We start from the raw sequence: 25,259 nt of genomic DNA on the forward strand, positions 1-25,259 counted from the left end.
GCACCTTAGAAAAAACCTGACACCCCGTCGGGTAATTTCATCAATGACAGGCCGGTCTCCGGGCTGACAGCGAGCTGTAAGAAATCCAAAATCGCTGACAACAGCAAGCGTTGGGGATAGTTACCGCATTTTTCTCTCGACCTTCCCATGCCATTTTTTGACACAGTGGTTGCGACCATCAGGGCGATAGCGCGTGAGAGACACTGATTTACCGTTGCGGGGGCAGCGCAGGAATCATCACATTAAGCGAAATCACCTGCTTCCCGTTTCATCTGCAAAACGTGAGGTCATGCAGACACCTGAAGCGCACGATAATACCCGCCAGATTGCCTGAGTCAAATACGCCAGCACTATTTGGCGCAAACAACCCATTTACAATGCTAATGATAATTCTTATCATTAGCATTGTCATACCCACAGACAGCCAAGCTCAGAGAGATGACCATACCAAATCAGCACCAGGCTACGTCGTTAAACGTACTAAGAACCATGGTTCGCAACGCCGAGGAACCGGACAACCCGCACCTGCTGGGAAAGTGGCTCTCAACGGAAAACGAGCGTGTTCGTAAAGCTGATCCTACCACCCGTCGGCAATCCCACATCCACCAATTTCAACTCATGCTGGATGTGGTTGCCGACGAATTATTGCCTTCCCAATGGCGCTGCCTTTGTCTGGACAACATACACAGGCCCTTATGTGCACTGCGACGCGCCACCGAAGGGGCTGACGCCGATTCACTGATACGAGAGCTTTTGCATGAACTTGCCGTGACCTGTAGCTATACCGGCCACAGCCTCAGGCAATAGAAACATCGACAGTGAGCGACTGATACGAACCTATTCCCCCAACAGACTCAGGCCGCAAGCGCCTTCTAGGAGTAAAACATGAGTGACATCCGCATCGAAAAAGACAGCATGGGCGAACTCGAAGTCCCGGCCGATGCTCTCTACGCTGCTCAGACACAACGCGCCATCAACAATTTTCCCATCAGCGGTGAGGCGATGCCCGCAGCCTTCCTGCGTGCACTGCTGCTGGCAAAACGTGCCGCCGCTACCGCGAATGCGCGCCTGGATATGATTCCCGGAGACATGGCGAGCGCCATCTGCAACGCCGTAGACACGCTTTTAGAGGGAGACTTTCGTCAGCATTTTCCCGTCGATGTGTACCAGACAGGCTCGGGCACCAGCACCAATATGAACGCCAACGAAGTGCTGGCAACGTTAGCGAGCCGCCAATACGACAGCCCTGTTGGCGCCAATGACCATGTCAACTGCGGCCAGAGCAGTAACGACATTATCCCATCGACAATTCACATCAGTGCCGCCCTGGAAATTCACGAACGATTGCTGCCAGCTCTGGAAACGCTGGAGAGTACGATTCGCACCAAGGCACACAGCGTGCAGGATCATATTAAGACCGGGCGTACCCATCTCATGGATGCCATGCCCGTGCGCATGAGTCAGAGCTTGAATGCGTGGGCTGATCAACTCGCGCAAAACGTCCGCACCCTACGACAGCAACTACCGGCACTGCAGTCACTCGCACAGGGTGGCACGGCAGTAGGCACAGGAATCAACGCCCACCCGGAGTTTGCCTATGAATTTTGTCGCGCACTCAGTGATGCCACCCACATTCAGTTCGTGCCAGCGGCAAACTTTTTTACCCATATTGGCTCCCAGGATATCGCAGTTTCTGTCTCCGGACAGCTGAAAACCACGGCGGTTTCCATCATGAAAATCGCCAACGATTTACGCTGGATGAACTCCGGGCCGCTGACGGGCCTTGGAGAAATCGAATTGCAGGCGCTGCAACCAGGCTCGTCCATCATGCCGGGGAAAGTGAATCCTGTTATTCCCGAAGCTGCGGCCATGGTCGCGGCACAAGTAATTGGTAACGACACCGCCATCACGGTTGCGGGCCAATCCGGCAATTTTGAGCTGAATGTCATGCTGCCACTGGTTGCCAAAAATCTGCTGAGCAGCATTGAACTGCTCACTAATATCTGCCCGCTGCTGGGCGAGAAAGCCATTGCCAGCTTTACCGTGAAAGAAGAAAAACTCCAGGAAGGACTGGCTCGCAATCCCATCCTGGTGACGGCGCTCAATCCCATTATTGGTTATTTGAAAGCGGCGGCAATTGCCAAGTCTGCCTATCAACAAGGACGCCCCATTATCGATGTCGCAGAGGAAGAAACCGACCTCAGCCGCGAAGAACTCGAACGCTTGCTGGATCCTAAAAAGCTGACGGAAGGCGGACTGCAAGGGTAATTCTCATTGGCTAACATTTGGGCCGACAACGCCCTTTAAGCAACACTACTGGTGGCCAATTGTCTTTCGGCTCTAGCCGACTGGCCACCAGATATTCTCTTCAGCGATAAACTAGCGTACCTATTCGACGTAGCGTTGATATGGCGCAAATAAATGCACATGATAATAATTTTTATTTGCGCATAACGGTTTGTTATCGGTATAGTAAGCCGTCTTAGGTCGGCGAAGCTTGGCGTAAAAATCATTATTAATGGTTAGCATGCCACTCGATATGCCGTATACGACCTTCTGACATTTTAACCCTGGCCAAGACGACACGCCTGTTAGAGCTTCGCCAGAGAAACCTATCCGCATGGACTGTGGTATCCGTTGTGCCTCTACTCGTCATCGATTGTATTGCGTCATTGCTTGCGCTCGTGAGCAGCGTTGTCTTTTATCTGGGCTGCCCCAATCAGCAGTGGCTACCGAAACGCCCTCTGCCATTTGCTCCCGCTGCGATAGTAAGCCTGATCATAGCCGCACTTAGTGGCTGGCTGTTTTCCTTTCACTTGTCGGCAATTTCCTCCGTGTTCGCCGTCATCACGTTGATAATGCTGTTACTTGGCCTGCTCCCCTTCGTCAGCCCACTGTCACAACCGGCCAACAACATCGCCAAAAAAAGTGGACTGGTAAAATCGGAGTCAGCAGGACGCTACCGTCCCCGCTGGTGGTTGCGCACCCTGGGCGCAGCACTGCTTACCTACCCGCTAGCGGTAGGACTCAGCGGACTGCTCGGGTGGTGGCTACCCGGCCCCATGACCGACGATGTGAAATCGCAATTTGTCATGTGGTTGATAACACCTCTTTGGCTGCTGCCAATCAGTCTTGCGTTTCTGACACCGAGAGTGATCTCTTTACTCACCAGCCTCGCAGCCCTAAATGGCGTGGTCTACGGGCTACTGTGGATGACCACCAGCGGAGCCTAAACCATGCGCATCGAGTACTACAAAACCTACAATCAAATCCATACCTGGACGGGCATTCTGTCGGGGCTTTTGCTGTACATTTGTTTTGTGACGGGCGCACTGACCATGCTCAAGGTCCCTCTCAATCAATGGGCGCTGCAGGAATCTGCCAGCCTGCCAGCCATCGCCGAGCAAGATTACGACCGCTTGATTCAAGAGGTATTGACCAACTACCCGGAATCTCACCACGAATTAACCGTCAACCTGCCAGGCTCCTGGCCACAAAGCGCGCCGGTAACCTGGATCGTTGAAGACCATGACACCCACGCCGCCACCGTGTGGCAGGCCAGTTTCGACGCCAGCGGTGATTTGATCGCCGAGCCAGCCTCGGTGTCAGCGATCGGGGAGTTTTTTGACCACCTTCACAGAACTGCAGGTATTCCAGGCGGCTCGGGTCACGACGCGATAGGCACCTACGTCATGGGCGTGGTCGCAGCACTTTATTTTATTGCCATGGTGTCTGGACTCATCATCTTTTTACCCACTTGGTTCAAAGATTTTTTGACCTTGCGACGCGGCAAGAATCGCAAACGATTCTGGCTGGACTTTCACAATATTCTCGGCATTTCAGCGCTACCGTTTCACATCGTCATCGCGATTACCACCGTCGCGTTTGCTTACCATGATATCTTTTATGACACGCTCGGCAATTGGGTCTATAAAGACACGCCGATGTTTGATCGCCCGGCTGCGACGGCGGAAGCCCGCCCCTTGAGCGACCTCGCCAGCATTGCTCAACTCGAACAGGGAATCCGAGACCGAGAGCCCGCGTTCGATCTCGCCCAGCTGCGTTACAGCAATCTCGATACACCGCGAGCCATGGTCATTTTTGGCGGCAATATGGACGGCCAATGGTCTCGTGCCGCCAACTACACCTACGCGGTTGGCGATCCCTACTCCGGCCAGCCCGGCTACACCGCCATGCTACCAAGCCAGCCCAGTGTGCTCGGCAAAATCGTCAATGGTTTTTTCGCCCTGCATTTTGGCGGCTTTGGTGGCGACACGGTACGCTGGATTTATGTTGGCCTGGGCATTACCGGTGCCCTCCTCTTTCTGACCGGCAACATACTCTGGCTCGAAACACGCCGCAAAAAGCAAAAGGCTGGCGGTGAACCCGTGACTCAAAAACGTTCCAGCCGAATTATGGCTCGCCTAACCACCGGAGTCGCGACCGGAACCTTGGCAGGCGTTGTACTGTCCCTGCTTGCGGTTAAGTGGCTGCCTCACGCGCAACTGGATATCAGTGTATGGCAGCAGTGGGCTTACTATTTCGGGTTTCTCGCCTGTATCGTCTGGGCATTTCTGCAACCACCACTCAAAGCCGCCAAACAACAACTGATCCTGGTCTGCATTGGATTGGTCAGCTTGGTGCTGTCGACCTTTTTGCGGGCAAACGATTACACACCAGAGTTGGTCAATGGCAGTTTTGCACTCATCAGTATTTTGGCCATGTTTGGGTTGATCGCCACCCTGAGACGACTGACCCGCAGCGGCCCAACACCTGCAGACAGCGTCTGGAGTTAACAACAATGTGCCTCTGTCGCACCCATTAAAACCGCTTTAGCCAATATTTTTTGATTTCAGCAACGGGAGTTTTTCGCATGAAATCTGTTCGTACACTTTCCGAGCGACGCCTCGCCGGGAAACGTTTTGCCATCAGCCTGCTGGCAGCAGCCATCACACCGATGGCTGCAAACGCTCAGGAACTGGCTCTAAATGACCGCAGCCAAGAAAATATTCTTGAAACGATTATTGTCGTCGGTGAAAAGGCGGACCGCTCACTCAAAGACAGCACCTCGTCTATCGCCGTCATCCCGGAAGAAGCCTTGGAAAACATGCAGTACGATTCGTTTACCAATGCCGTTTCAGACATTCCCAACGTCATTTCACTTTCCGGGGCTGTGCCAGATATTCGAGGGGTCACCGGGAATGGTTCCGCCGGTGGGTTTAACTCCATAAGCGGTGGCGCAAAAGCGCGCGTATCCATGTTAATTGATGGCGTCGCAGAACCCTTTGTTGCCGATCTCGGCGGAGATACCGGACTCTGGGACCTCGAACAAATCGAAGTCTACCGCGGTCCTCAATCCACCACCAATGGTCGTAACAGCATCGGTGGTGCCATCTATATGAAAACCAAGGATCCTACGGATACCTGGGAAGGTGCTGCACGAATAGGCTATCGCAACGAAGAAAGATACATCGATACGGCTTTTGCGGTTTCCGGCCCCCTCATTGACAACCTGCTGTCTTTTCGACTGAGTGCAGAAAACATCGATGGTCAGACCATTACCGACGACAATGGTTACGCAACCAATCCGCCAAACTATGATCCGAATAAACTCGATACAGAGCGATATCGCGGTAAACTAAAGTGGACCCCCACTGACAAGCTCACCGCATTGCTAACCTACTCATCTAACGATGAACAGGGAGATTCAGGCCGCATTTATTACGCCGCCACCAATCTCGACGACCACGACCGCATCTTCTACCGAGATACCCGAACCGAATCGGACACCGTCAGCGTAAAAGTCGATTATGCGTTTAGCGATAAAATCAACCTGGAAACCTTAGTTGCACACATGGACTATCAGTGGGGATTTGACACCTACGACCCCACACCTGAAGAGCATCAGAAGCTGGCGTTTGACGAAACCAACATCACCGTGGACTCAAAATTATCGATCGGCGACGACTCTGACACCTTTTATGGCTTTATCGGCCTCGCCTACTTTGAGCGTGACCATGATCTGCTCAGCACCGACTCCATTGAATACAGCGGCGATGACTCCAGTGATTCGGTCGCGACTTATGGTGAAGCCACCCTTCGTCTGAACCAACAATTTAATCTGATTCTCGGTGGCCGCTATGAACGCGAAACTCAGAACAGACACTTTATCTACGGCGCGATTGACTCGACTCTCGAAGAAGAACATTCGGAATTCTTACCCAAAATTGCCTTGCAATACGAGATGTCTCCGGAAACAACCCTGGCCCTAAGCTATCGCCAGGGCTATAACGCGCCTGGGGGCGCTCTGAACTCAACAGCCGGTGAATACTACTATTTCGATGAAGAATCCGTAGATACTTTCGAATTCAGCAGCCGCAGCAACCTCCTTGGTGACAAGCTGTACTTGTCCGCCAACGTCTTCTTCAACCAGTACGATGGATACCAGGCCGTGAGCTCCTCCCGATCCATTGTGAATATGGACGAGGTAGAAACCTACGGTCTGGAAATGGAACTCACGGCAAATCTCACCGAAGATTTACAAGTTAACGGCGGCCTGGGTCTCCTGCACACCGAAATCACCAATCCCGGCTCAGGCTACGCGGAAGTTGAAGGTAACGAGCTTAACTCCGCACCTGAGCTGTCTCTCAATCTGGGTGTGAAATATTGGTTTACCGATGGTTTGAATGTCGGTGTGTCAGCCAACTATGTCGATGACTACTATGGTGACTTTGAGAATACCGATGCCCGTACAGCAGGCGACTACACGCTGGTGAGATTGACCGCAAATTATGAAGTGGGTCATGTGTTGATTTCAGGGTTCGTCAACAATCTGCTGGACGAAGAAGCCCTTTTGTCAAATGAGCCGGTCAGCGCTCGCTATCCCAGCGGCTACGTCGCCATCACAGATCCTCGTAACATCGGGATCTCAGCGACCTACAACTTCTGATAACAACCTTGGGGCTCTTCTAAAAATACGCCTTTATTTTCCGGAGACGCCCTTAGAATTTTCTTCGCCTTGCGCCTGCTACCACCCCGGTAACAGGCGCGCGTGCTTTACCGGGGTAATGTTCGTACTAGGATTTAGCTTTTATCAGCAGAGGTGTTAACAGTCCCGGACGACTGGCAAGAACAATGGCTACAAACACACTGGAAAACGCCAGCGCCAATACCCACACTAAAATGGCCATCGACGGTCTATCGGCGAGAAAACAAAATATCATCGAGACCAACAAACCGAGACTCCCCGCCAAAGTCAGTCTACCAGACGCCTGACGCTCTAACGGCAGTGCTGTGACCTGCCGCCAGTGTGCTGGCTTAGCCAGAGCAAGCCAGCCCATACCGACTATAGCACTCACGAAAGCGATAACGAGTTGCACATTTTCAACCACGGGCGCCCTCCAGCTTAGGTCCGGTTTCGCGCCGCTTGATCACAGCGTCAACAAAGGTTCCCCGTTTTAGCAGTAGCGCCGATTTCGCGGCGATAGCGGCAGCCACCAACAGACTTAGATCCAAGCCTGCAACAGGCCAGTATCCGTCGATCAGCGTCTTTAATAAATGGTCACCAGTGGTCACCCAATTTAACAGCACAGCCGCCACTGCCAGCGTGGCAAATGCCCAGCACTGTTCTCGCCAAGCCGGCGAGATTCTACCGTCGAGTACCGCGCGGCTTCGCCAGAAGGCATGAGCCATCGCCAACAACCAACTCCACCAGAAGATGCGCTCTTCCCATTGGCCCCGCGCTGGTAGATCTATAGGCAGGAGTCGATTTGCGACCAAAATCGCGACGCTCGCCAGCAGCATGCCGGTAACGGTTGTGACCGCCAGCGCGTCGACAATACGAGCCCCCTGGCTTCCCTGTGTGGCATGCTGGCGTTTGCGTTTTTCGACAAAGAAAATAAAGCCCGTCGCCACACAGACACATCCTGCCAAACCACCAAAGACATACAACCAGCGCAACAACCAGTGTTTGAAATGCTGTAGATGCAAACCGGTCATAAACTCGTTGATGCTCGAAACCGCCGTCGGAGCAGGCTCCTCAAGTATGACCTCACCGGTTGTGCCGCTGAAATGCACCGCCTGACCAACGAGGGCCACCTGATCGTTGCCAGCGCGATAGATACTGACGTACGCATTCTGGTCACCAATGTGTTCGATGGTGAGAAAGCCGACTTCACCCGGCATATCCCGCGCCGCCCAGCGTCGCTTGGCTTCGGCAACCATCGCGTCGACAGACGCCATTTCCGCCGGGATGCCAGACTCTTCGTGCGGCAAACCCTTGGCTTCAGATTCCATCACTTCATGTTGGTCGTGAAGAGGTTTTAATTGAGTGGACGATACCGGGAAATAAATGCCGGCAAAAATGATCAACCCCGTCAGAGCAAAAAAGAAATGAAACGGCAAGGCAACCACACCCGTCAAATTATGCAGATCCAGAGCGGTACGCTGCCCGCGTTTTTGCGGCCGTAGAGTAAAGAATTCTTTAAAGATTTTGCGGTGTATGATCACGCCACTGACCAGGGCAACCAGCATAACCAGGGCTGACAGACCAACGATCCAGATGCCCAGATTTTTCCAGTGCAAATGCAGGCCGAAGTGCATGGGATAAAAAAAGTCGGTTCCTATACCCAACCGATCCTGGGGCAGCTCTTCGCCTGTCAGCGGGTTCACGGTTTCCCAACCGTGGACATGCATATGGTCGTCGGAGGCATCAATTGGCTTATTCGGAATCGCGAATTCACCACCAATGGCTAATACTGGGTCGCGGTGTGTGGTGTAGGCGTAGAGCGAGACCAGCGGCAAGGTATCCGGGTCGGGGATTTCGCCATGAACACGCCTCGCCGTTGCCACCATATCATCCGGATGCGGCCGCAGACGCTCAAATACCGGCGCCAGTACTTTGTCGAAGGATGGCATTGGCTGAGGCTCAAAGCGCGTTTCGGGAATCGCCCATCGATCAATTTCACGATCAAACACAGACAGTGCGCCAAAGAAGAACGCGACCATCAAGACAAACCCCAACACCAGACCAAACCACGTGTGAATCCAGGCCATGGCCTGACGAACATTGGTAAACATCAGACACCTACCATTGTCGATTGAAGGTAAGAAGATACGCTGATTGCTGCGGCGCCACCCAATAACAGAACTGCCCAGATAGCGACCAGGTTACGCCCGAGAAAAGACCAGAAAAATAAGCCGACAAACACCAGGAACACCGTGAGCTTTACCGCCATCAGCGCCTCCTCGAATTCAACACCGGCAGCAACCAATAACACGACACCGAGAGACACGAACCCCCAGCAAAAAATATAACTGCCCACCAACGCGGCGGCTGTACGTGCCAGCGCCTCCTGACGTCGACTTAGGGTCATGAGTACCTCATTTAAATAGATAGAGCGACCGGTGGCAATCGCCACGGTCTTCAACTGAATAGGCGCGACCCATTCAGAGTCGTCGGCAATGACAGCAATTCAACCCAGCCGATCAACCGACGCTCCTCCCCCGGAGCCCCGATCACATCAACCACACTTGGCTGAAAAACAGCGCACAACAGTCACAGAATTCAGCGTCAGTAAAGGCTGTCAGCATATTGTTAACGGGAACTAATGCTAATGAGAATGTATCTCTATTACAATCACTTTTACTGGAAAGGCGGGCACTGGAGACACTTCAAATAATTTGAATAGATTCTTCGCACCAAACACGTTCCCGACTTCCAACTTCGCCCGTATATTGTCTACAACAAATTTCGCCAGGCAAATGCGTCATTTGCCTGCGGCATTCATGGACTTTTTTTGACATTTACTTTTAAAAGGAAATACCAAGTGAAAAAAACGATTAGTGCAGTTATTTTGACCGGTTTGTTCAGTGTTCCCGCATTGGCCGCACCACAGGAATACACCATCGACCCGACTCACACCAATGTCATTGCCTCCTGGACCCACTTTGGCTTCTCCCACCCCAAAGCAGCCATTAATGGCGCCGAAGGCACCATCACGTTTGATCCTGCAGCGCCTCAAAACAGCAGCATCGAGATCTCTTTTGCGATAGATACCATTGATTCCTTCGTTCCAAAACTGACTGAAGAATTTGTTGGCGCGGATTATTTCAATGCCGCTAAATTTCCCGTCGCCACCTTTAAAAGCACCAAAATCGTTGCGGATGACGATGATGAATTTGAAGTAACCGGTGACCTGACCATCAAAGGCGTCACGAAAACCGTGACCTTCGATGCCGACCTGAACGCCATTGGTAAACACCCAATGACACAAAAAGAAGCCATTGGCTTCGATGCCGACCTGGAAATCAAGCGCTCTGATTTCGGTGTAGACATGTATGTACCGAATGTCAGTGACGAAGTGGACCTGGAGATCACCGTCGAAGCACAAGCCAAATAATCTTCGGCTTTATTAACTCGCGTTTCCCAAGCAGGCAGCCATTGCCGCTTGTTTGGGGAGCATAAGTCGACACCCTCGCAGCCTTAATCCGCGCAGCCCCCACTGTCATCCACTACGATAGTTTTGCCAAGTGGCGCAAATTTACAAGAACCCTGCCACCGACTCTCCCATACTGTATGCAGATCGATCAACTTGTGAGCCACCTATCTGCAATCGGTATAGAGAGAACCCAATGAATACCCAAGTAAATCTGCCCGCGCTGATCAACACCTGTGCCTGCCTGTGCTTTTTAATTGGGAGCCTATTGTGGCTGCCCCCCTTTGCAGACTATGCGGTATTGGGCGTTTGGTGTTTTGTTGCCGGCTCTGGTCTCATGTTGACCACCTGCCTGCATGATCTTCTGAACCCAAAAACACCAAGCCAAGAGTCACGTTGACGTAATCAGCGCGATTTAAAGCACCCACCTTGTCATCACATCCCTGTGTAGGCGAACCTAAAAGTCGTAAGTGAAGGTCACGGAACCGTTCAATGGCTCACCATAAATCGCCCCATAAGCGAGCCCCTTAACGTATTTCTCGTTAAAAATATTGTTGACGTTCACGCGTACGCTAGCTGCGTCGGTGAGGTCATAGGCCACGAAGATATCCGTCAGGAAATACGAATCCTGCACGGCCCAGCTACCCTCTGTATCGGACTGCCAGCGCGTGTTCATACCCAGCTTCAATTGCGGCAACATTGGCAAGCGGGTATCGAGTCGTAATTTCGCCGTCTCGCGAGGAATCCAGATATACGTATCGTTGTCAGCCTCGTCGGTCAATTCCAAATCCGTGTAACTGAACGCCACGTTCGTTGAATCAGATACAGCACCGACCACTTCCAACTCGTAACCTTCAGATTCGACATCCTGTGGTGCGTACCAATACTGACCCGATGCATTCAGCCCTGCATAGGTCGCCAAACCTTCCTGCTCAGCACTGAACCAGGCCAACGTCGCCAGCACTCGGTCATCCAGGAATTCCGCTTTAACACCAACTTCCTGGTTAACGCCTTTCATTGGGTCAAGGTAAACGCCAAAAAAGTCCGTTTGGTCCTGATTCTGGAAGATCTCGGAATAAGAAACATAACCGGTGAGGTCGTCGTTAATGTCGTAAGTTACGCCAAAGTACGGACTGGTTTCCTCCGTATCCGGGTACTCGGTTTGAGTGACCGTAGCACCGTAACGAGAACTGCCCGAACGCTCCAGTTTCACGGCATTTACCCCGGCAATAAACTTCAGACTGTCCGTTACACTGAAACGACCGGCCGCATAGGCGCGAGTCAAAGTCTGCTCGCCGCCACTGTTTGGCTCCCGAGAACCCCACTCTGGCTCAGGATACACATCGCTTCCATAGGGGAATGCCGGTAAAGCTTGAAGCAAGTAAATATCATCAAACCCGTAAACGTCTGTATCGAGCTCTTGCTCAGAACGACTCACCCCCAGGATCAGCTCATGGTTCTGGCCGAGAGCATCGAAAGAACCGCTCAGATTCGCATCCAAGAGTTCGTTATCCTGTTTCGAGTGACTGGCATAGGGCCAGCCAACCAAACCGGTATTGTCATCGTTGAGCACACCCGTCACGTTTGAATAGGCGTATAACAATCGCGTGTCTTCTTCCGAGCGACGAATGTTATAGGTGATTTTCGCCTCCCAATCTGCGTTAAGTTGATGGGCGTATTCGATAAAAGCTGACTGCGACTGAGTGTTCCAATAGGTCCACTCCTGGGATGTCGAAGATGACGAGTTGAATTCTGCGGAACGGCCATCCCCGTAGAGCAGCGTCAATGATCCCCACATTGGCGAATCCTGTGCGTCATCTCTGACGGTGAGCCCCATCGTAAGCACTCCGTTATCCCCGATTTGACCATCGATAACGCCGTAAACGGTACTGTCGCGATTTTCCAGATCGCGTAAGTAGGATTCTTCGTCTTTGTATGCCGCCACAAAGCGGCCTGCCCAGCTGCCGTCTTCAGTAAATACTTTGTTGTAGTCAACTGCGGCTCGATAAAAGTTGTCGGTTCCCAAACCGAAGACCACTTCACCGCTGTCTTCGTTCAGAGGACGCTTGCGTACATAATTAATGGTTCCAGAAGCATTTCCCACCCCGGTGAGGAGGCCGTTAGCGCCACGGATCAACTCTATTTTTTCGAACAAATAGGTATCTAGCTCACCAACCACAGTGCCATAATCATTGGTCATTCCAAGACCGTCGATTTGTGTCAGCTGAATTTCAAATCCACGGGAATTAAAAGTCGCGCGATTGGTTTCGTACTGATCAACGTTGATGCCGGTCGCCAGACTCAAGGCCTCGTTACTGCCAGTCAAATTGAAGTCGGCCAAACTTTCTTGGCTGAGTACGGTGATAGACTGAGGCGTTTCTTTGATGTCCAGTGGCAACTTGGTCGCTCCAGACGAGACCCGGTTGGCGCGCATACCAACGACGGTAACTGTTTCGATAGCGTCGTCGGTGGTATTCGAAGTTGTATCCTGGGCGGACACCCCTGCCGACCAGATCGCAGCACATATTGCACTGGCCAAAACCGTTTTAAAGGAAGCCTTTCCTACTGACAATGATGAGACACCACCCTTTGCCGCAACAATATTGTAAGGAAAACTTTTCATAGAATGAGAACCATAAGCATTAACGTTAAAATTTGGCGCGATTCTACGCGGTAACGGTTCTCATGTGAATCACATTGACTATAACAAAATGGCATGTCACGGCATCGTGAACATGCCAAAAAAGAAGGACGAAGGCAGCCGTCTTATCGACGACACTCAGACATTTCCACCTGCTGCTATGGCGCCATCCGGCGGCGTATCAGGTGTCTCATTGGGGGATGCTTTTTCCCGGCCAAACAAGCGCCGCAGGTCTTCCAACATGAGGTAAAGACATGGGACCAACAGCAGCGTTATGACCGTAGCGAAAAGGACCGAACAACCTAGAGACACTGCCATGGGAATCACAAATCCCGCCTGCAGACTTTTTTCCAGCATGATGGGCATAACGCCAGCAAAGGTTGTGATGGAGGTCAGGGTTATCGGACGGAAACGTGCGCAGCCGGCATCGACGACCGATCTCAACGTGCTGATGCCCAGCCGCCGCAACTGATTGATATAGTCTGTCATCACCAGGCTGTCATTAATGACGACACCTGCCGCCGCGATAATCCCAAAGGTCGACATCATGCTGAGATCCATTCCAAAAATAAAATGCCCCCAGATGGCTCCGGTTAAACTGAATGGGATTACCGACATGATGATGATCGGTTGAGCGTAACTTTTCAGCGGTACGGCCAGCAAAATATAAATCATCAACAAACCAGCCACGAAGAACATAATCTGCTCATTGGTTTGTTCGTTCTGCTCTTCCAGATCTTTACCCAAACTGCTGCTAATGCTGGGAAAATCTTTTTGCAATTCCGGCAGAAGTTCTTCACTCGCGATCCGCTCAACTTCCGAGGGCTCGACTATCTGCTCATCAATTGCGCCGTACACGTAAACACTTAACATACCGTCTTCGCGCCGAATGTAACTGACACCCGGTTTTTCGACAAGATTGGCGACGTCACCCAGTTTTACATCCTGACCACTGGGGGTTTTTATCAGCGTGTACTTTAAGGAGGTCACCGTCTTTCGGGTCAGCTCCGGGTAACGCACCATGACCTTGAGCTCTTCACCGTTGCGAATGACGCGCTGAGCTTCACCACCGTAAAAACTAAATCCCACCTGCGTGGCAATATCCGCCAAGGTCAAACCCAGATCGTAGGCAACCGGCAAGAGTTGCAGTTGAATTTCCTTACCGACGGGATCAATGGTCGAGCTGATCTCGTAAAGCCCAGACTGCTGCTTCAGCATATCCATAAATCGACGCCCGGCAGCATTTAATGTTTGCTGGTCGTGTCCAAGCAACAGAAAACCGAAATCGCCCTCTCCCTCTGGATCGGTATTCACGTCATCGACAATGACGATGGATTTCAAACCCGGAATTTCCGGCATACGTTCACGCCAGATTCGCGCCATATCAAACGCGTTAACATAGCGAAGATCTTCGTTGACCAGGGCCAGTAAAACTGTACCTTTGTCGCGGCCATCATTAAAGACCAGACGGTCACGAATCATCCCATGACCGTGCTCTTCGATCATCTCGGCCTCAACCTGCATCACCATATCTTCAATGTCTTTCAAGGCATCAACCACTGCCGTATCAGGCACATTTTCATTCATTGAGATACGAATTGAGGGGTAGTCGTGAGGCACAGACGGCATCGGCAGAAACCGCACCAGGTTCGCGGCCAGCAGAGCAAAAGTAACAATCAGCAAGCCTGTAAATATCGAAAAGACCAACCAGCGCTGTCTTAAACAGGCTTCCAAAAAATTACGATAGTGGAAATTAACAAAGTGAGAATAGCGGGCATTAAAGCGTGCACGCCATCCGTCAGGGCTCTCTTTGGGAAAGCGCGCCTTGGCCAAATGGGCGGGCAAAATCAGTTTGGATTCGACCAAACTGAACGCCAGACACAACATCACGACCACCGCGATTCCAACGAAAAACGGCGCATCCGGGCCGCTCGACATCGCAAAGGGTGCAAATACGGCAATGGTGGTGAGTACGCCAAAGGTGGCTGGCGTTGCCACCCGTTTCGCACCGATGACGACACTGTGGGGGCCATCCCCGTGCTTTTCGACCTCTGAAAACGCGCTTTCACCGATCACAATGGCATCGTCAACCACGATGCCCAACACCATAATAAAACCAAACAGAGAAACAATATTAATGGTGATATTAAAAAACGGCATTAACATCACCGCCCCGAGAAAACATACGGGCAAACCCACCATGACCCAAAACGCCAACTTGAATCGCAAAAACAGTGACAGCATCAATGCCACTAACAAGGCGCCGATGAAGAGGTTCTTCTTCATCATATCCAGGCGGCCATTCAAGTAGTAAGTCGTATCGACCAGCACGTTGATTTGTACCGCCTGAGGCAGGGTTTTATTGCGTGCTTCGATCCAGTTGTTCACCTGATCGGCGACTTTAATCAGATTCTGTTCTTTGGTGGCGTTGACCGAAAAATAAATCGCATTTTTTCCGGAATACTTAAAGTAGTGCTCTCCCTCCACGAAATCATCGCGTATGGTGGCGATATCCCCCAGCAGCAACTTGGCACCATCTCGACCCAGTTTTACCGGAATACGATTGAATTCCTCCCCACTGTAATACTGGTTTTGAACCCGTACAGAAATAATGCCGGATTCCGAACGCACCTGGCCTGCAGAAAGGTTCGCCGAGTAAGCCGCTACCGCGGCAGAGACTTCCGCTAGCGTGAGGTCGTACTGTCGCAGGACATCCGGGTCCACTTCGATGCTGATTTCATTTTCGGGATAATAGACCTCCACCAGGGCGATATCCGGCAGTTGTAAAAGTTCGTCTTCCAACTGCTGCGCCAGAGGCTTGAGTTGCTGGGTGGGCATGTCGCCAACCAGCGCCATTTCGACAGCCTCCTGCTGAAACTCCACTTCATAAACGGTGAGCGGCTCCATCTCTGCCGGAAAGGTCGCAATGCCATCGAGCCGTAATTTGACCTTATCCATTGTCGCGGGCAGATCCGCGTGGATATCAACATCCAGAGTGACACTACCGCCATCCCGAAAACCCCTCGACACCATTCGATCAATTTCAGAGACATCTTTTAATGCCTCTTCAATCTTAATCAGAATGCCCTCTTCTATTTCCTGGGGTGAGGCACCGGAATACACAGCTTCAATGCGGATTTTATTCAGCTCGATATTGGGAAACATCTGCCGCTGAATCGTGAAATACGCCACCAACCCGAGAATTAAAACAAACCACATCAATAGATTGGCAGCCACAGGGTTATAGGCAAAGTAGCCGATAATGCCGGAGCGTGGATTGGTTCCGGTTATGTTTTCTTCCGGAATCTCGATCGGTAAGGTATCGTCATTGGGGTTATTGTCAGCCATGGTGACACTACTCCCCGGATGACAGGCCAGCGTTCAACGCACGGCCCTCTTTCGGAGAAGATTCTGCCACACGCACCGCCATGCCATCCTGCGGATATTCCGGCAAGGTCGTGACAATTTTATCATCTTCAGACAGACCGCTTTGAATCAAAAAGCTGGTGCCCTCTTCCCGCAAGACTTCGACTTTCCTTGATTCCAATTTGGATTCACCGTTCACAATCCACACTTTGTGATTGTTTACCAAGTCCGCAGGAATGCGTATTACGTTATCGAACGACCGGCCCGGAAATGACACTTTGACATAGCTGCCGAACTTTAACGGCGCCACACCGTTCTCTGAATCGTAGGGATTGTCGATGCGAACCAACAGATGCGTCATGCGCGTCGCCTCATCGATCACACCGATATCGTGAGAGATATACCCGGAATGGGTCTTGCCCGATGGGCCTTGATCAGAAATTCGTACCGCCATGCCGTCCATATCAGCAGGTAAAAAGCGGCTGTCAAAACCGGGAATGGGCAGCTGTATTTTTGCGGACTCAATATTGTACAGCGTTGCAACGGATGTCCCGGCATTGAGAAACTGCCCCAGGCCGATATCAGAGCTCACTACCAGAGCGTCATAGGGAGCGAACACATCGCAATTGCTGAGATCACGGGATGCTATTTTTAAGGCGGCTTCCGCCGACTTAACACTGGCCTCCGCACTCATGACCTGAGGCTTGCGCAAAAACAAATCCGTGTACTGACGACCGGGTGTGCGGCTGGCTTCGTTAGCAGCCACTTGCGCCTGTGCTTTCTGCTCAATGAGTTCTGACTGAGCCTGATTCAGATTTGCCTCGGCTTGAAGATACGCCGCTTCATAGGCATCTTTTTCGATAGAAAAGAGCAGCTCACCACGATTGACGCGACCGCCTTCCAACAAGTTGGGATTCCAGCTCACCACTTCGCCGGCAACTTGTGCCGCGATAGGTGTTCTCTCGACGGGCTCAACAGAGGCGTACTCTGTTAGCAAAACTTGATGTCGCCGTGGCTCGGCTGACTGGATGGTTACCAAGGGTCGAGTGTCGACATCGACCGGATCAATGTGCTGCTTACCCAGCACATTGATCGCAAAAAAAATGACCCCACTGAAGACCAACACCGCAATGGGTAAGAATACTTTTACCGCCAACTTCATAACGTTATGCCTAACAACCTTGTTCTCTGGCTTGATGATCGATTAACTTTTGGAGATTAGACGTCAGTGCCCCAAAGCCGATTCCCTAAACAGTCGCCCCGTTTCGCCGCAAGTTTAAATGTTATTGTTTCACCCTTCCCGTAACGACGAATACGCAATAGATTACCTCAACAGAGCTTCAGAAAATATAACCTTTACGCCGCGTTAACGAGCGGCGCGCCAGCTTGCTGTTCCAAAAAAGAACAATTGTTATCGAGCATGCCAACTTGCTGATAACCCTCAGAACGCCACTGAAACAGTCTGTTCCACCCCCAACGTTATTGTCTATCGAGTTAACTACCGCTAACGTACCTCACGCAAAATTACGAATAACGTGGCGCCGATTTATTCGCAAGCACATCATTTTTTACACTAAAACCAGTGGTCAAATCCCATGGCAAAAGACAATAAAATCACACTGTTTGACCTGCAGCTGGAATCCGGCTGCACCATCAGCCCCTTTGTATGGCGAACGAAATATGCCCTGGCACACAAAGGCTTTGACATCGACATTGTTCCCGGCGGGTTTACCGGCATCAAAGAGCGTACCGGGGGGCGTTCCGAAAGATGCCCGGTAATCGTTGACGATGATAAATGGATTTTGGATAGCTGGGTCATCGCGGAATATCTGGATGAAACCTATCCCGACCGCCCCACGCTCTTCGAGGGCCCTACCCAGAAAAACCTGATGCAATTTCTCGATGACTGGCTCTGGAAAACCGCCATCGGTCCCTGGTTTCGCTGCTATATCCTCGACTACCATAATTTATCCCTGCCGCAAGACCGAGACTATGTGCGCTGGAGCCGGGAGCAATGGTTCCTGGGCGGAGAAAAGCTTGAAGACGTACAGGCGGGCCGGGAAGATCGTTTGCCATTGGTGCTGCCAGAGCTGGAACCTCTGCGTAAACTCCTTGCTCAATCACCGTGGCTCGGCGGGGAAACACCGAATTTTGCCGACTTTTCCGCACTGGCGGTATTTCTCTGGTGCGCGTCAGTGGCAACCACGCCGCCATTTACGGACGATGATCCATTGCGAGACTGGCTGGATCGCGGCTTTGATCTCTACGGAGGATTGGGTCGCCATCCTGCCATGCATTCACTGTTTGGTTTGCAATTGCGTCCTGGCGATCCCGCGCCCTTTGTAAAGCAAGACGTCGAAGCTGGCATCAACGGCATCAATACCGGTCCGGAATCCACCGGTATGCCCAAGCGCACCGGCAGTGATTGACGTTAACGATTGAATGCGGCGTACTCAGGGATGAAGCCATAAACAACGCCGCCATTGATTGTCGTCAAACGGCCCGGAAAAACACAGGCGACCGTCTACCTCTTGCGGTGCCTCGATTCCGTAAAATGGATTTTGAAATCGTTCGCGCTCAAGCGGTTGGCTATGAAGCTGATTGAACAAAGCGATCTTCGCGTCTAGATCAAACAACCGCGCCACATAGCCGTCGGATTCAGGAGGCATTTGCAATAATACCTGGCCGACATAGTTGCGCCATTTAGACGTTGTCGGCTGACGATACTCATACCCCGTAACCGCCTCGGCAAACTCGGTTGCCGAGCGCTGGGAGAGCCAATCCATCCTGGAATTTATCGGTGCAAGCGCGTTGATGGTCATATGTGGTTTGAAGAAAAGACGTGTCAACCAACCTGGCACATTACCGCCAACGTCAAAAAATTCCGGATGCTTATCTAGCTCTATAAACGAGTAATAAGCCATTCCAAATTCTCGCGCAGCAACTAGGCTTAGGCTTTTTTCGCGGCCACTCAACATGGCGATAGGCTCGGACGTCAAATCATGTTCACTGAGGATGACACTGGTCACATCGAGATTGTCCGCCAGCATCGCCAACAGAACCATCTTTCCAATCAGATTATCCTGTTGCTCAAAAACCTGCCTGATCTGTCGGCGCTGGTGTTTTAACTCGGCCAGAGCCTCATCTATCTGTCCCTGCTGATAACGAGCGATTACGGACAATGTCTTAATACGCTGTGCGGCGACCAGGTATTGAAATGGCGGAAAGACTTCATCTATGCTCGGCGTCACCAGCGTTCGATAATCCTGCAAGTCTAGAAAATGATTGTAGCGATCAACCAGAAGCTGATGTGCCCGAACCACGGGCGCGATTGCATCGACATCAGAGAAAAGTACGTCTAGACAGCCATCCTCTTGTAAACCGCAAAACAAGGGCCCGGAGGGCAAGGGAATCTTGTGGGAATCGTCATAATCAGAGATCGAATCCGAATCTCCGAGTACGCGCTTTTGATAGCCTTCCAGTAAACGACGCCCGACCTCTGCGGGATCTCCCTCTTCGGCAGCAAAAATACCCAACAAATAGCGATAGGCTCGACTGTCTCCCGAGGTGTCGATTCTCTGCAACAAGCCCTTAGATTCCGCACTTAACTCATCATCGACTTGTAACATAAACGCCAGAGCGATAATCGCCACAAATACCACCAGCAGGCAAAAACACAACTTTTTCATAGAAACTGCAACGCAAACAAGGCCTTGCACAAGCCTAGTCTGCTTCTGCTGAGCACGCGAATGGCGCTTTAATCTTTTTAGTCGTACGAGTCATGGATCACAGATATGGAAGCGCTGAAACCGCCAAAACGCATAAATCTAACGGGTATGATCGCCTATTTCATCGTAAGCTGTGACAGAGAGTCGTTCGCCCAGGCGCCGCATCTCCAACATCTCTTTGGGGTTTTCAGCCATCCAGAACGCTTGCCACGCGTCTTTGGAAACCCATTTTGCGACCGTCAATACCTCACAGGGGTCATCGTGATTGCGCAACATAAAACTTCCCAGCGCGCCGGGAACGGTTTTATGAATGTGGTTGGTGGTGTCTGACCATACCTCTTCAAACCGTTGAAAATTTTCCGCTTGCACACGCCACTGATAAACAACTCGAATCACTACAAACCTCCAACGTCATAGAATGGAAATGACAGTGTATTGTATTTCCTGCCCGTGATTTTACGAGCGCCGCTCGGTGAAAAAGGCTTTCATCGCCTATTTTTGAAAGTGCATTGCACTTTTTTTCGGTCTCATCCGTCTTGGTAGTAAAGCGATCGGGCAATCTCGCATCGTATTACCGCAAGAAGGATGGTTTAGATGTTGGTACACACACTTTGTCGGATAGCGATCTTAGTCGCTATTCCATGTTTCTGGATAACCCACGCACAGGCTCAAGACACACAAGAAGCAGCAACGCTTCTAGACAGTGTTGACGAAACATCAGATGCACAACAACCAATAGCGGATCCAGCAACGACGACAAAGACAGCCGAGCGCTCAGACTCCGAACCGCCGCTTAAGCCTCCAGCAGAAAATCAGCAACCTGCCCTACAGCAGCCTCCAACAAACGAAGACCTCGATACAAACCATACGCAGGAGGCCAACCCCACTCAGGAGGCAAAAACACCGGTGAGCAGCAACGCACGTCCGGCGACAATGCCTCACGATCTCAGCCCCTGGGGAATGTTTCAACAAGCGGATTGGGTGGTGAAATCAGTAATGATTGGCCTGGCTCTCGCCTCTTTCGCTACCTGGGTCGTACTGCTGGCCAAATCTCTGGAACTGTGGACACAGATGGCCAGGCAACGACAAACCCTACAGATTCTATCTGAAGCACAAAGCCTGAAATCCGCTCATGCGGATCTCGCCGACGCTGGCTCGGACACAGACCTAACTCACGCCGCAGCCCAAGAACTGCGGCTATCAACCAGCGTACTGTCAGATACCGACAGCGCCAAAGAGCGTGTTGCCTCCACCTTGATCCGCCTGGAAGCGGCTCGATCGCGAAAAATCCTGCAGGGCACGGGCATTCTGGCCACCATTGGTTCGACCGCACCATTCGTAGGATTATTCGGTACGGTGTGGGGCATCATGAACAGCTTTATCGGGATATCCAAAGCTCAGACGACCAATCTCGCCGTCGTTGCCCCCGGGATTGCAGAAGCGTTACTGGCCACAGCGCTGGGGTTGATCGCTGCCATTCCAGCGGTCGTCATCTACAACCATTTTGCTCGCAAAATCGCCGTTTATAGAGCCCTGGTTTCCGATTGTTCAGCCGCCGTATCCCGCCTGGTCTCGAGAGACCTTAGCCTCTATACAACCCACAGTCACGACTCGACGTTTGAGGTTTAAAGCATGCAATTTCAGCAAAACCAAGACGACGAGCTGATTGAAAATCATGAGATCAATGTGACGCCATTTATCGACGTCATGTTGGTATTACTCATCATCTTTATGGTGGCCGCACCTTTGGCTACGGTTGACATCAAGGTTGACCTACCCGCATCAACAGAAGCGCCAACACCGAAACCGGAAAAACCTGTCTATCTCACGATTCAGGCAAATCACCGCCTCAATATTGGCAATGACGAGGTTCTGATTGAGAACATCCCTAGTGCACTGAATAACGCCACCAACGGTGTACGCGATACGTTGATTTTTCTCCGCGCGGATAAAACGGTGGACTATGAAACGTTGATGCAAACCATGAATAAACTCAGAGAGGCTGGCTACTTGAAGATTGCCCTGGTCACACTCGAGGACAGCTCTGCGTGACACATTTCCACAACCGCCGATCACATCTAACACTGGTTGCAACCAGCGCCAAAGTGAACTCGCCATCACAGACGCATGCCTCCGCGAAAGCGCGCATTACCATCGCGGATTTGATTCCGGAAGCATTAAGTCGCTCTCGTCCGCAGCCACAACCGAAGATTTGCCCGGAAACTCTGCGATGGCTCATTGCCATGGTTTCGGTCAGTGCCATTTATGGTGTGATTATATTAGGGTGGCTTCTACCCGGTGAGACAGCCTCTGTCCCCAGGCCGCCACCTGCGGCCATGGTTGTCGAGCTCGCACCCGCGCCAGTTGCGCCACCATCATCAAAAAACTTACCACCCGGCCCCGAACAAACAGAAGCGACGCCTTCAGCAATAGAGCCAGTAACAAAACCGCCGCAAGAACCACAACCTGTTGTGCCCGACGCGCCTAAAGACGTCGATCCAGCGCTCGCTGTCGAGAAAAAAACCATCGAAAAACCGATCGAGCCGCCACTGGAAGAGATTAAGCCCACGATCGACACCGTTAAAGAAAACACGCTTGCGAACGAAGCCATGGCGACCTCCTCGGCACCTCCGGAAGCCAAGCAGGAAGCTGACATAGCGGCAGCTCCAACAGTTGGTACCCCCAATTCGGACGCCTCTCAACAACGCAATTTAACCTGGCAGAACGCACTGATGCTGAAGCTAAACGAAAGCAAACGCTACCCAGCGCAAGCGCGTCGCCAACGCCAACAAGGCGTCGTCTACCTGAGATTCTCCATGGGTAGAGACGGTCACGTTATTACCGCGAAAATTGAGCAAAGCAGCGGGCATTCACTGTTGGATGCAGAGACACTTGCGCTTATTGAACGAGCTCAGCCCCTACCTATTCCGCCTCCGGAAATGGCAGAAGCTGCGCTGGAATTTGTTGTACCCATTGAATTTTTCTTACGGCGTTAGGAAACCCAAGTGCTGCTATGAAGACTGAACGAGATATCCTTCACGACGCTGGCCTGAAAGCGACACTGCCACGCCTGTACGTCGTCCGGGAACTCCTGCTGGCAAAAGCGCAGCAACAGCGACTGAATGCTACCGATATTTATCACATCATTATTCGACGGGGCGAACAAATCAGCTTGGCGGCCGTCTATCGAGTACTTCAACAACTGGAAAAATCGAAGCTCGTCGTACGCTATCAATTTCATCAAGGCTCACTCCTATATCAGCTCTCAACGAGCGCTCATCACAACCACATGATTTGTGAAACGTCCGGCGAAGTCATTGAATTCGAGAGCCAGATACTGGAGCAACTGCAAAAGGAACTGGCCGCAAAATTAGGGTTTGATATCGTCTACAGCCAGCGCATTGTCTACATCCGAAAACGCCCCACTTAAACCACGTCAGCTGCCACTATGGACAATCGCCACAAACACAAATAAGAATACTTTGCATTTAATAGGCGCGACGATTACTATCCAACGGTAAGATCGCAGTTGAGACAGGCACATGACTGGTCCCGCCAAAAGCAACCCGCTGGAAGATATGTACAGTGAGCACCAAAGCTGGCTATGCAGTTGGTTGCAGCGTAAAACTGGCTGCAGTTTTCAAGCAGCGGATCTGGCGCAGGACACCTTCTTACGGATTCTAAGCTCGCCAAAGTATCGTCACGAAATTGATCAGATTCGCGAACCTCGTCATTTTCTTTCGACCATCGCGCGCCGACTGTGGATTGACTTTGTACGCCGGGACAGATTGGAAAAAGCCTGGCTGGAGGCGTTGCAACTCGAACCGGAACCCTTATCCATTTCGTCTGAGGAGCAAACGATCATTCTCGAAACCCTTATGCAGCTGGATAAGATGCTGGAAGGTCTGGGTGAAAAGGTACGACAAACGTTTTTAATGTCGCATTTGGAAGGGCTTCGCTACGGAGAGATTGCCCAGCGCTTACAAGTCTCAACAAGCTCCGTTAAAAAATACATGGCAAAAGCAACAGAACAATGCCTGCTGCTCATGCTCGACGATGATCTGAACAAACACACCAATGAGCGTCTCTAGCCCCATCAAAAAAGATATTCTACGTTCTGCAGCTCAGTGGTACGCATTATTACAATCTGAAGATGTCTCGGAACAACAGCGGCGAGAACACCAACACTGGCTACAATCATCTCCCGAGCACCGCAACGCCTGGCAACAGGTTGAGCGACTGCGACAACAACTCCTGTCTGTTCCGGGCAAAACATCAATCAACACCCTGCGGATAAAACAACAGCACGGCAAGCATAGACGCACTGTTCTGCGTAGTTTTGCGCTGCTTGCAACGGGCGGAGCAATTGGTGTGCTAGGCAAACAGCACATTCCCATGGAGCGCTGGCTGGCACACTACAAAACCGCAAAAGGCGAACATCGTGAATTCCAATTAACCGACGGAACACGCGTGGTTATGAACACCGCAACCGCCCTCAATCTGCTCGATACTGCCAGTGGTCGCGCTCTTCACCTTTACGACGGAGAAATCTACGTAAAAACTGGAGCGTCGAAAAATCCATTGAAACCTCTGGAAATCCATACTGAGCAAGGGCGTATCACGCCACTGGGTACGGAATTTACCGTCAGGGTGTTCGCGTCTTATACCGAAGTGGTTGTTTTGCAAGATGCCGTCGACATGAAACCTTCTGGGCGACAGGACATATCACAGCGCCTGGAAGCCGGTAACCGTGCTCGCATGACCAAAGATCACATTCAAGTGTCCACCGCACCGGCCCATCAAAGTACCTGGGTCAAGGGGCTGTTGGTCGCCATCGACTGGCCACTGCAACAACTCATCAACGAAATCAGTCGTTACCGAACAGGCATATTACGCCTGGATTCAGACATTGCCCATCTGCAGATTTCGGGCACATTCCCAATTCATGATACAAACCGGGCACTGCAGGCGATTGCCAATGCGCTTCCCGTCACCATCACCAAACTCACCGATTATTGGGTATCCATTACGCCCGAAAAAAAATAATTGTTAGCTGCAATTGTCCTTTTTGAAATCTCGTTCGACCCA

The 25,259-nt window shown here is 51.5% G+C and carries 22 protein-coding genes and 1 riboswitch; of the genes, 14 read left to right on the forward strand and 8 right to left on the reverse strand.

What is annotated here, in order from left to right; translation table 11 throughout:
* Nucleotides 1-32: 32 nt before the first annotated feature.
* Nucleotides 33-318, reverse strand: a riboswitch (cobalamin riboswitch).
* A 120-nt stretch (nucleotides 319-438) separates the two neighbouring features.
* The 5 genes from ACXAFR_RS11915 to ACXAFR_RS11935 all read left to right on the forward strand — a co-directional run bounded on the left by ACXAFR_RS11915 (nucleotide 439) and on the right by ACXAFR_RS11935 (nucleotide 6,949).
* A complete protein-coding gene (locus ACXAFR_RS11915) occupies nucleotides 439-807 on the forward strand; it encodes a hypothetical protein (protein WP_475177066.1) in 369 nt (122 codons plus the stop codon).
* Nucleotides 808-885: 78 nt separating this feature from the next.
* Nucleotides 886-2,268: a class II fumarate hydratase gene (locus ACXAFR_RS11920; RefSeq protein ID WP_475177068.1), complete on the forward strand. Its 1,383-nt coding sequence runs from the start codon at nucleotides 886-888 to the stop codon at nucleotides 2,266-2,268.
* Between the two features lie 371 nt (nucleotides 2,269-2,639).
* On the forward strand, nucleotides 2,640-3,233 hold the full coding sequence (locus tag ACXAFR_RS11925; protein WP_475177070.1) for a hypothetical protein: 594 nt from the start codon (nucleotides 2,640-2,642) through the stop codon (nucleotides 3,231-3,233).
* A 3-nt stretch (nucleotides 3,234-3,236) separates the two neighbouring features.
* Nucleotides 3,237-4,796, forward strand: a complete 1,560-nt coding sequence (locus ACXAFR_RS11930) for a PepSY-associated TM helix domain-containing protein (protein WP_475177075.1) — start codon at nucleotides 3,237-3,239, stop codon at nucleotides 4,794-4,796.
* A 77-nt stretch (nucleotides 4,797-4,873) separates the two neighbouring features.
* The gene (locus ACXAFR_RS11935) at nucleotides 4,874-6,949 is read left to right on the forward strand and encodes a TonB-dependent receptor (RefSeq protein ID WP_475177077.1); all 2,076 of its coding nucleotides are present in this window, start codon (nucleotides 4,874-4,876) and stop codon (nucleotides 6,947-6,949) included.
* 127 nt (nucleotides 6,950-7,076) lie between these two features.
* Here ACXAFR_RS11935 and ACXAFR_RS11940 read toward each other — a convergent pair whose 3' ends face one another.
* Genes ACXAFR_RS11940 through ACXAFR_RS11950 form a run of 3 tightly spaced genes read right to left on the reverse strand, consistent with a single transcriptional unit; the run spans nucleotide 7,077 to nucleotide 9,374 of the window.
* Entirely contained in the window at nucleotides 7,077-7,391 is a 315-nt protein-coding gene (locus ACXAFR_RS11940) for a DUF3325 domain-containing protein (RefSeq protein WP_475177083.1), read from the reverse strand.
* The gene (locus ACXAFR_RS11945; RefSeq protein ID WP_475177087.1) at nucleotides 7,384-9,078 is read right to left on the reverse strand and encodes a PepSY-associated TM helix domain-containing protein; all 1,695 of its coding nucleotides are present in this window, start codon (nucleotides 9,076-9,078) and stop codon (nucleotides 7,384-7,386) included. The genes ACXAFR_RS11940 and ACXAFR_RS11945 overlap by 8 nt, the downstream gene beginning before the upstream one ends.
* Nucleotides 9,078-9,374, reverse strand: coding sequence for an iron uptake protein (locus ACXAFR_RS11950; protein WP_475177089.1), 297 nt, complete (start codon nucleotides 9,372-9,374; stop codon nucleotides 9,078-9,080). The genes ACXAFR_RS11945 and ACXAFR_RS11950 overlap by 1 nt, the downstream gene beginning before the upstream one ends.
* A 453-nt stretch (nucleotides 9,375-9,827) precedes the next feature.
* Between ACXAFR_RS11950 and ACXAFR_RS11955 the strand changes: the two genes are divergently transcribed.
* Together ACXAFR_RS11955 and ACXAFR_RS11960 are read left to right on the forward strand one after the other, a co-directional pair.
* Complete coding sequence (locus tag ACXAFR_RS11955; protein ID WP_475177092.1) at nucleotides 9,828-10,400, forward strand: YceI family protein; 573 nt, start codon at nucleotides 9,828-9,830, stop codon at nucleotides 10,398-10,400.
* 232 nt (nucleotides 10,401-10,632) lie between these two features.
* Complete coding sequence (locus ACXAFR_RS11960; RefSeq protein ID WP_475177093.1) at nucleotides 10,633-10,836, forward strand: YrhK family protein; 204 nt, start codon at nucleotides 10,633-10,635, stop codon at nucleotides 10,834-10,836.
* A 57-nt stretch (nucleotides 10,837-10,893) separates the two neighbouring features.
* Here ACXAFR_RS11960 and ACXAFR_RS11965 read toward each other — a convergent pair whose 3' ends face one another.
* From ACXAFR_RS11965 to ACXAFR_RS11975, 3 genes are all read right to left on the reverse strand, one after another.
* A complete protein-coding gene (locus tag ACXAFR_RS11965; RefSeq protein ID WP_475177097.1) occupies nucleotides 10,894-13,059 on the reverse strand; it encodes a TonB-dependent siderophore receptor in 2,166 nt (721 codons plus the stop codon).
* 156 nt (nucleotides 13,060-13,215) lie between these two features.
* Nucleotides 13,216-16,425 (reverse strand): efflux RND transporter permease subunit, encoded by a 3,210-nt coding sequence (locus tag ACXAFR_RS11970; RefSeq protein ID WP_475177099.1) that lies wholly within the window; start codon nucleotides 16,423-16,425, stop codon nucleotides 13,216-13,218.
* A 7-nt stretch (nucleotides 16,426-16,432) separates the two neighbouring features.
* Nucleotides 16,433-17,605 (reverse strand): efflux RND transporter periplasmic adaptor subunit, encoded by a 1,173-nt coding sequence (locus ACXAFR_RS11975; protein WP_475177101.1) that lies wholly within the window; start codon nucleotides 17,603-17,605, stop codon nucleotides 16,433-16,435.
* A 433-nt stretch (nucleotides 17,606-18,038) separates the two neighbouring features.
* On the opposite strand from ACXAFR_RS11975, the gene ACXAFR_RS11980 reads away from it, so the two are divergent.
* Nucleotides 18,039-18,872, forward strand: a complete 834-nt coding sequence (locus ACXAFR_RS11980; RefSeq protein ID WP_475177104.1) for a beta-etherase — start codon at nucleotides 18,039-18,041, stop codon at nucleotides 18,870-18,872.
* 24 nt (nucleotides 18,873-18,896) lie between these two features.
* Here ACXAFR_RS11980 and ACXAFR_RS11985 read toward each other — a convergent pair whose 3' ends face one another.
* Both ACXAFR_RS11985 and ACXAFR_RS11990 read right to left on the reverse strand, forming a co-directional pair.
* Nucleotides 18,897-20,132 (reverse strand): hypothetical protein, encoded by a 1,236-nt coding sequence (locus tag ACXAFR_RS11985; protein WP_475177106.1) that lies wholly within the window; start codon nucleotides 20,130-20,132, stop codon nucleotides 18,897-18,899.
* A 138-nt stretch (nucleotides 20,133-20,270) separates the two neighbouring features.
* Complete coding sequence (locus tag ACXAFR_RS11990; RefSeq protein WP_475177111.1) at nucleotides 20,271-20,567, reverse strand: antibiotic biosynthesis monooxygenase family protein; 297 nt, start codon at nucleotides 20,565-20,567, stop codon at nucleotides 20,271-20,273.
* Nucleotides 20,568-20,765: 198 nt separating this feature from the next.
* Between ACXAFR_RS11990 and exbB the strand changes: the two genes are divergently transcribed.
* From exbB to ACXAFR_RS12020, 6 genes are all read left to right on the forward strand, one after another.
* Nucleotides 20,766-21,800, forward strand: coding sequence for a tonB-system energizer ExbB (exbB, locus tag ACXAFR_RS11995; protein ID WP_475177116.1), 1,035 nt, complete (start codon nucleotides 20,766-20,768; stop codon nucleotides 21,798-21,800).
* A 3-nt stretch (nucleotides 21,801-21,803) separates the two neighbouring features.
* Nucleotides 21,804-22,223, forward strand: a complete 420-nt coding sequence (gene exbD / locus ACXAFR_RS12000; RefSeq protein WP_475177118.1) for a TonB system transport protein ExbD — start codon at nucleotides 21,804-21,806, stop codon at nucleotides 22,221-22,223.
* Entirely contained in the window at nucleotides 22,220-23,167 is a 948-nt protein-coding gene (locus ACXAFR_RS12005) for an energy transducer TonB family protein (RefSeq protein ID WP_475177120.1), read from the forward strand. Before exbD ends, ACXAFR_RS12005 begins: the two co-directional genes overlap by 4 nt.
* A gap of 17 nt (nucleotides 23,168-23,184) precedes the next feature.
* Nucleotides 23,185-23,601, forward strand: a complete 417-nt coding sequence (locus tag ACXAFR_RS12010) for a transcriptional repressor (RefSeq protein ID WP_475177123.1) — start codon at nucleotides 23,185-23,187, stop codon at nucleotides 23,599-23,601.
* A gap of 112 nt (nucleotides 23,602-23,713) precedes the next feature.
* Nucleotides 23,714-24,262: a sigma-70 family RNA polymerase sigma factor gene (locus ACXAFR_RS12015; RefSeq protein WP_475177127.1), complete on the forward strand. Its 549-nt coding sequence runs from the start codon at nucleotides 23,714-23,716 to the stop codon at nucleotides 24,260-24,262.
* Complete coding sequence (locus ACXAFR_RS12020; RefSeq protein WP_475177130.1) at nucleotides 24,249-25,217, forward strand: FecR domain-containing protein; 969 nt, start codon at nucleotides 24,249-24,251, stop codon at nucleotides 25,215-25,217. Before ACXAFR_RS12015 ends, ACXAFR_RS12020 begins: the two co-directional genes overlap by 14 nt.
* The last annotated feature ends 42 nt before the right edge of the window (nucleotides 25,218-25,259 follow it).

The organism is Pseudomaricurvus sp. ABR4_320 (assembly GCF_056159445.1).